Consider the following 7,514-nt stretch of genomic DNA (forward strand, 5'->3'; position numbering starts at 1 on the left):
AATAAAGACAGCGAGTGACAATGGGAAGTACAAGGCAATCTGTTTGACGTTTTTACTTAAGATACTTAAATGTTTGGCATGTTTTTCTATTAAAAAAGCTCGTAATGACATGTATTATTCTTTATTTTTGTTGAGATTTAGTATAATTTAAAAGCAATTCCCACCTTAGTGGGAAATATTATGGCACAAAAACCAAGCATTCCAAAAGGAACCAGAGATTTTACTCCAGAACAAGTAGCAAAACGCAACTATATTTTCCATACCATCCAAAAACAATTTGAATTGTATGGCTTTCAACCTATTGAAACTCCAAGTTTTGAGAATTCGGACACCTTAATGGGAAAATATGGTGATGAAGGGGACAGACTAATTTTTAAAATTTTAAATTCTGGGGATTTTTTAAATAAAGTAGATGATGCGCTTTATGCCTCTAAGGACTCCAATGCCATAACATCAAAAATCTCAGAAAAAGCCCTTCGTTACGATCTAACCGTTCCATTTGCGCGTTATGTGGTGCAGCACCAAAACGAGATAGAGTTTCCTTTTAAGCGTTACCAAATGCAACCGGTTTGGAGGGCAGACCGACCTCAAAAAGGACGTTTCAGGGAATTTTATCAATGCGATGCAGATGTGGTTGGTTCTACTTCTTTATGGCAAGAAGTGGAGTTTGTACAACTTTACGATGCTGTTTTTACAGCTTTAAAACTGGATGGTGTCACCATAAAAATCAATAATAGAAAAATTCTCTCAGGAATTGCCGAAGTAATAGGAGCAAGTGATAAATTAATCGATTTTACGGTAGCACTTGACAAATTGGATAAAATAGGCGAGGAGAAGGTAAAAGAAGAAATGCTTGAAAAAGGCATCTCAAAGGAAGGCATTGCAAAACTTCAGCCTTTATTTACGCTCTCGGGATCTTTTAGTGCTCAAGTGGAGCAATTGAAAACTATTTTAAACGCTTCCGAAGAAGGAATAAAAGGTATAGAGGAACTGGAATTTATAGACAAAGCCATTACGGAACTTGGTTTGCAAACAGCAACATTGCAATTGGACGTGACGCTTGCTAGAGGATTGAACTACTATACAGGTGCCATTTTTGAAGTCTCTGCTCCAAAACAGGTACAAATGGGCTCCATAGGTGGAGGAGGACGATACGATGACCTGACAGGTATTTTTGGATTGAGAGATGTAAGTGGTGTAGGTATTAGTTTTGGTTTAGATAGAATTTATTTGGTCTTGGAAGAACTGAACCTTTTTCCTGAAACGGTTGCTAAAAACATTGATGTGCTCTTTATTAATTTTGGAGAAACCGAAGCCTTATTTTGTTTAAAAGCTATTAAACAATTACGATTAAATAGTGTTAATGCTGAATTGTATCCAGATGCTGCTAAAATGAAAAAGCAAATGAATCACGCTAACAAACGAAATATTCCTTTTGTTGTTTTAGTAGGTGAGAAGGAATTGAAATCTGATAGTTATACATTAAAACACATGAGATCTGGAGAGCAAGAAACGGTAACTTTAAAAGATCTAATTTCTAAGCTTCAATAAATTTTATTGTGTATTATTATGATAGCCACAAACTTCAATTAGTTTGTGGCTATTTTTATTTTAAAGGCTAAAAAAAGAGCCCTGAAAATTTTTCCAGGACTCCTCTCTCAAAAGCATAGTCTAATTTATAATAGATTTGGGCAACATATTAATTGACTAACACTTTTTTATTAACCAAGCCAAATTCGGTTTTTAGTTTAATGATATAAGTTCCAACACTTAATTTGTTTGTTTTAATTTCTGTTTGAGTTTCGGTTTTTACTTCATCCACAGTGAATATGGATTGACCGATAACATTGAACATTTCAATAGATTTAATCTTCATCAGTGTAGGATTCTGAATCGAAATGCTTTCATTGGTATTGATATAAGATACTGATATGGAGTTTGACATTTCAGTTTCTTCTACACCTAAAGCTTGGTTTGTAAATGTAATTTCAAAACGGTCTAAGTATGTTCCGGCCTCTAAGTAAATTTCATATTTAGTATCTCTTAAATCGTGATAAATATTCAATTCCTTATCATGAACATAGATGTTTAAATTATCAGGTACGTTTTCTAAAATATCAATAACAATATTGTTTAAACCTGGATCTGAAGTATGAACACCTATTGGAAGCACAGTGCTTTCCGAAACATTGTCTATACCTTGTATGGTGTATTTTTCACTGTTTAGCAACCAATACATGTCATCCATTTGATTTTGGTAAAGTAAGCCATCAAATCCCCAATCAAAACCTAAAGAAGCTCTGGTGTCTTCTGTAAGCAATAACTGTCTGTGAATGGTGTTTACAGAGTTGAAACCAATACGGATTTTCATTCTGGTATCTGCCGATTCATTTGTGGTTTGTTGTTCATCTTGGGCTTGTCTAATAAATAGGGAAGATCCAGTTCCTTCTTTTTGGAATCTACGCTGACCATTATTAAAATTAATGGTACCTGTAGTTTCACCTGTAACAAAGAATCCTTGTCCAACAGGAATGTATCTTTCAGGACGTTTGGTTCCAGTTCCCACTTGAGCCACATCTGGGTCTGGGGTTCCATAAGCTGCAGCAGCAACACCACCTGATAGGTTGTATGTGCCGTAGCCACCTTGATATTCAGAAGTGACATGTGATCCACCTCCCCAATGTTCCCAGAAATATAGGGTTCCACTTATTAATGGGTCTGTGCCAGCTCCATCGATTAATGGGCCATTGTCTAAAATAAACTGGTCTGCATCTAAGGCAGATGCATACGGATTACCAACTAGGTAGTCGTTACCAGCATTTAAGTTTAATGTTAAAATATCTCCATTGTTTGGTTTTCCTTGGAACACGTAATTTTGTTCCAGAGTTAAATTTCCAGCTGTGTTGGCTACACCTTTCATGGTAAATCCTTCTCCAGCTTTAATGGTTCCTGTATTTCTAACATGTTGCCACGCAGAATAATCACCACTAGGCATATTGCCAAATTTCCATATCCAATAATGTGCAATCCCGATAGGAGAACCAGAGGTACCATTATAGCCTCCAATAAACGATATATTGGTTGGAGATAAAGAATTGGTTCCATCTTTAAAAATATGATTGTTAAGCGTGTAACTATAATTGTTAGGATTTGCTGTTGCAGTATAACCTACAGGCGAACTCCAGTAGTTATAAGTAAATAAATCCCTTACACCTTGTTGGTCTTTTTCCAAAATTCCAGATGTACCCACAGAAAGGTCACTATCAATGGTTTGAATGAGTTGCGATTCGCCTTCAAGATCGATTTTTCCATCTAACTGTAAATAATGTGTGATAGTTAAACCAAAACCATCTTGAGCTGTATTGTCTCCATCTATGGTAATTTCGTTATCTCTATTAATGAGAGCCAATAAGGTTCTGTTTCCATTGGTTCCTGGAGCCAAGCTACTGTTGTTCATAAGAATGTTGTGATCGGTCTCCACTATGTTCCAATCTACAGTTACGGTATTGTCCACAATGGAATTTGCACCAGGAATGGTTTGTAAATCACCATTTATCCATGTCGCATTGGTATCCCAGTTTCCTGTTCCATTCGATATATATGGCAAAGGTGCTGTTTGTCTATCTACCGTTCTTAAGTGTCTTAAAGCTCCTTGATGTCCATTTCCAGATTCATCCTTGGTATTGGTGTAAGTATAAGTTGACATTGGGTAATAACCTGCTAAACTAGACCATGGGATGCTTGCGACTTCGTTTTTGGTAGGGGAAATACCTTTTCCAATAAAGTATGAGGCACCAACAAACCCAGCATTATTTTCAATTTCTTGGTTCATGATATATCTTAACTGATCGATATCTAGAGCCGTATTCCAAACACGAACTTCATCTATGTTTCCGTGGAAAAACGCTTGAGGGGTTAGTTTTGAGGCTGCACCAATATAGAATGATTCCGTTGTGTTATTTGGGGAAGTTTTGTTTTCTTGCTTATCCAACACACCATCAATATATAAATAGGCAGTGCCACTTTGATATATTACAGCCAAATGATGCCAAGTGTCTTCTGGAATTGTGGTATTTGATACAATTTGTTGTAAGGATCCAGCAGCAGTTTTCCAAGAAACCTCAAACCTTCCAGTAGCATTAATTTTAAAATCGTAACCTTGCGTATAGGCAGCATCACGTTTGGATAGTATAGACTTGTTTAAAGAGTTGGCTTTTCTGTTTACCCATGCAGACAAGGTAAATTCAGAGGCATTTAAGTCCAAGGCGTCTTCCATGTCAATGTAATTGGTGGTACCATTAAAATATACTGAACGTATAAATGGAACTTCTGGAGCCCAACCAAAAGTTATATATTTGGTATCATCAAAATCGTAATTGGTTTTAACGATGGCCTCGCCCAATTCATTGAAACCTTCAGTCATCACACGATAATCTGCTGTTGGGTCAAAGTTAGGGGTATCAGAAATGAACATTAAATAACGTCCATCTGGTGGTGTGGCAGTTCGAATAGCGTTTTTAAGTATTTGGACTTCTACCGTAGGTATGTCACCACCACTTTCCACTACTTTCCAAGTTCTGGCAATACCATTAAATTGCACATGGGTTCCTCCAGGAATGCTAGGAGTGATGTCTGTACTCATGTCTACATCTACCACTACAGCAGGATTATCTAAATCCACACCATCATTACCCCACATCAAAAATTGCTTATCATTAAATGTTGTGCCATTATTGGTAATGTTGTCATGGTTTGTGCTATATACCTGAGCTAATCCCATGGTTAAAACTCCTTGACTTCTATAATTGTTGTCAAGGTTTGGGTGGAAATGCGTAGCAGTGGCATTATTAACACTTCTAGATTGTTTTTGTAGTAATTCGGAAGCATCGTCTCGACCTATGCCAGCAATATCATAATTAAAGTTTTCAGCATCAGCATCCCAAATTACTGTACCATCACTATTTACATAATCTTGTGACGTACCGTTAACACCAAGGGTAATGCCATATTTAACGGCTAAGTACGATTGTATTCTATTACGTTCTTGGGTTAAGTTGTTGTCGCTTTTTCTAGAATCATAAGTTATAATTTCTGCAATTCTACCATCAAAGCTACCATTCCAATATTGACTTCGTCCTATCCAATAACGTGTGTTATTAATACGAGCATACTTTGTTGGATCATTATCTTCATTACCAACATTATTAGCGTTATAGTACAGCTCCATATTGTCATTGGCAGTATTTTCCCTAAAGTTTACGATTCCAATTTGGTTATAATTAGTCCCAGAATTTGTGTCAGCCCTTCCGTAACCATTTCCAGGGTAAGAACTTCCGTTCCCCTCTTCGTTTGTGGTACCAATACAATAAGTTAAGCTTTCATTGTAAAATCTTTGCGTATATCTACCAAATCCAAAACCAGTAACATCTTCAGTGTATGTGTTTCCTGTTGGATCAGTACTTGTAAAAGTATCTAAAGGGAGTTCACTTAAATCTTCATTCAGAGGTATTGTTGGGTCTGGAATAACAACAACAAAAGTATCACTGCTATTAAATCCTCCAGTCCCTTTCAGCTCTTCCCTGCTATTAAGGTATGTCATATCCTTATCGGCAGTATTATGATTGTTGTCAAACTCAATTGTTGGATTGAAGTTTATATTTCTATTGACATTGTGAGCATAGTTAGGAGCTTGATAACTAGCTACAGCTTCAGCATGATTACCTTTGTTATAATCTGTCCACCTTGTAATTGAACTACCATCAGATATTATCCCTGAACCATTAACTTTGTCTGCTTTTAACCATAAATCTAAATTAGAAGAAACTCCACCAGGAGCATTAGGGGCTGAACCAAAGATTGTTCCTGTAATTGTTATGTTATCTAAATGTATTCTATCATTATCATCAGTTCCTATAGACTCAAACCTAAATTGAGATAATAATGAAAAAGTATGGTCACTACTGAAAATTGTTGCAGTTTTACAATATATCGTTCCGTTATTTTCATCTCGTTGAAAATCTCCCGTTTTAGTCCCATACTCAATTCTGCCACTTCTATAAGTTGCAATAGTTGTCCATGAGGCAGATGAATTACTTCTATATTGAAGAATAAAAGTTTCTCCGTCTTCCATATCATAAGAAGAGAAATAAAATTTAATATCAATTTTATCATAGGGAAGAGTACTTATTATAGGAGATGTTACTGAGGAACTATTGCCTGAATTATCCCTAATTAGTAAAGTGTAATTCCCAGAATGCGCATAATAAGAATTATTATAACGGAAAGAATCAGATCCTCCTGAAGACCAACCTTGACTTCCAGATTCAAAATCGTAAGGACCTCCTATTATTGTTTGAGAAGAAAGATTATTGTAACCAAGTGATACAAGTACGAATAGCGCATACTTAATACCTAAATAAGTAAAATTTTTCATAAGTGGTTAAATTTTAGTTTGGGACTAAATAATTAATTATTAATAGCTTGGGGACAAATCTAAATTATTTATCCATGAAATGCAAATTTATTCGATGAAATGCAAAGCAACAATAATAATTCGCTTAAAATCAGCTAATTAAAAACTGTGCTAATAATGTCTATTAGCACTGTTTAAATCAATTATAAGTGTTAAAACTTAATTAGTTTTTTAATAATTGTATGTCCATCTTTTAAATTTGTTATTTTAATAAAATATGGAGCTTGTTCTAAATTGTCTAGTCCATTAATATTTAATTTTCCGTTCACAGTCGATTGGAATTTGTTGTAAACAAGTCTACCATTCAAATCAAAGATTTTAATTTTAAATTCATCATTACTGGATATTACCGGTAAATTGACAATTATATGTGAATTAAACGGATTTGGTTGAATATTTACTTCATTGTAATTAAATATGGTATTCCCTAAGGTATTTTGCATTACAGTAACTGTGGCATTACAATAAGAAGTATTTCCACTATAATCAGTAACTGCTAATTCTACGATGTTAGCTCCTATGTCACTAGAGTTAAAGGAACTTGGGTTCACTGTTATAGATTCGATACCACAATTATCGGTTGAGCCATTATCAATTTGATTGGCAGTAATTGTTGCATTTCCAAATTGGTCTAATTCTATAAGAATGTCTTGATCATTACATATAGGGTCTACATTGTCCCCATCGTTAGTCACTACCCAGGCGCAGGTATTGTTGTTAAAGGTTGCCGTTTCCCAACATTCCAGATCCGTTGGCATTGGATCTTGTGTTCCAGTTATATCCCAAGAACAGGTTGTGTTATTGAACGTAGCGGTCTCCCAACATTCGGTAGTAGGTTCAGCAGGCTGCGTTCCGGTTATATCCCAAGAACAAGTCGTACCGTTGAACGTAGCGGTTTCCCAACATTCCAGATCCGTTGGCATTGGATCTTGTGTTCCAGTTATATCCCAAGAACAGGTTGTGTTATTGAACGTAGCGGTCTCCCAACATTCGGTAGTAGGTTCAGCAGGTTGTGTTCCTGTAACGTCCCAAGAACAGGTCG

3 protein-coding genes are annotated in these 7,514 nt (G+C 35.8%); 1 reads left to right on the forward strand and 2 read right to left on the reverse strand.

Annotated elements, in window-relative coordinates; genetic code table 11:
* Positions 1-180 precede the first annotated feature (180 nt).
* On the forward strand, positions 181-1,551 hold the full coding sequence (hisS, locus tag D778_RS09370) for a histidine--tRNA ligase (protein WP_040492031.1): 1,371 nt from the start codon (positions 181-183) through the stop codon (positions 1,549-1,551).
* A 148-nt stretch (positions 1,552-1,699) separates the two neighbouring features.
* Here hisS and D778_RS09375 read toward each other — a convergent pair whose 3' ends face one another.
* Both D778_RS09375 and D778_RS09380 read right to left on the reverse strand, forming a co-directional pair.
* Entirely contained in the window at positions 1,700-6,433 is a 4,734-nt protein-coding gene (locus D778_RS09375; protein ID WP_007650023.1) for a DUF8202 domain-containing protein, read from the reverse strand.
* A gap of 191 nt (positions 6,434-6,624) precedes the next feature.
* On the reverse strand, positions 6,625-7,514 hold an 890-nt coding region (locus D778_RS09380), incomplete at its 5' end, for a T9SS type A sorting domain-containing protein (RefSeq protein ID WP_040492033.1).

The sequence above is a fragment of the Xanthomarina gelatinilytica genome (assembly GCF_000348685.1).
Lineage (GTDB): Bacteria > Bacteroidota > Bacteroidia > Flavobacteriales > Flavobacteriaceae > Xanthomarina > Xanthomarina gelatinilytica.

Coding starts and splice junctions, on each gene's coding strand:
- hisS (WP_040492031.1), top strand. CDS start 181: ATGGCACAAAAACCAAGCATTCCAAAAGGAACCAGAGATTTTACTCCA.
- D778_RS09375 (WP_007650023.1), bottom strand. CDS start 6,433: ATGAAAAATTTTACTTATTTAGGTATTAAGTATGCGCTATTCGTACTT.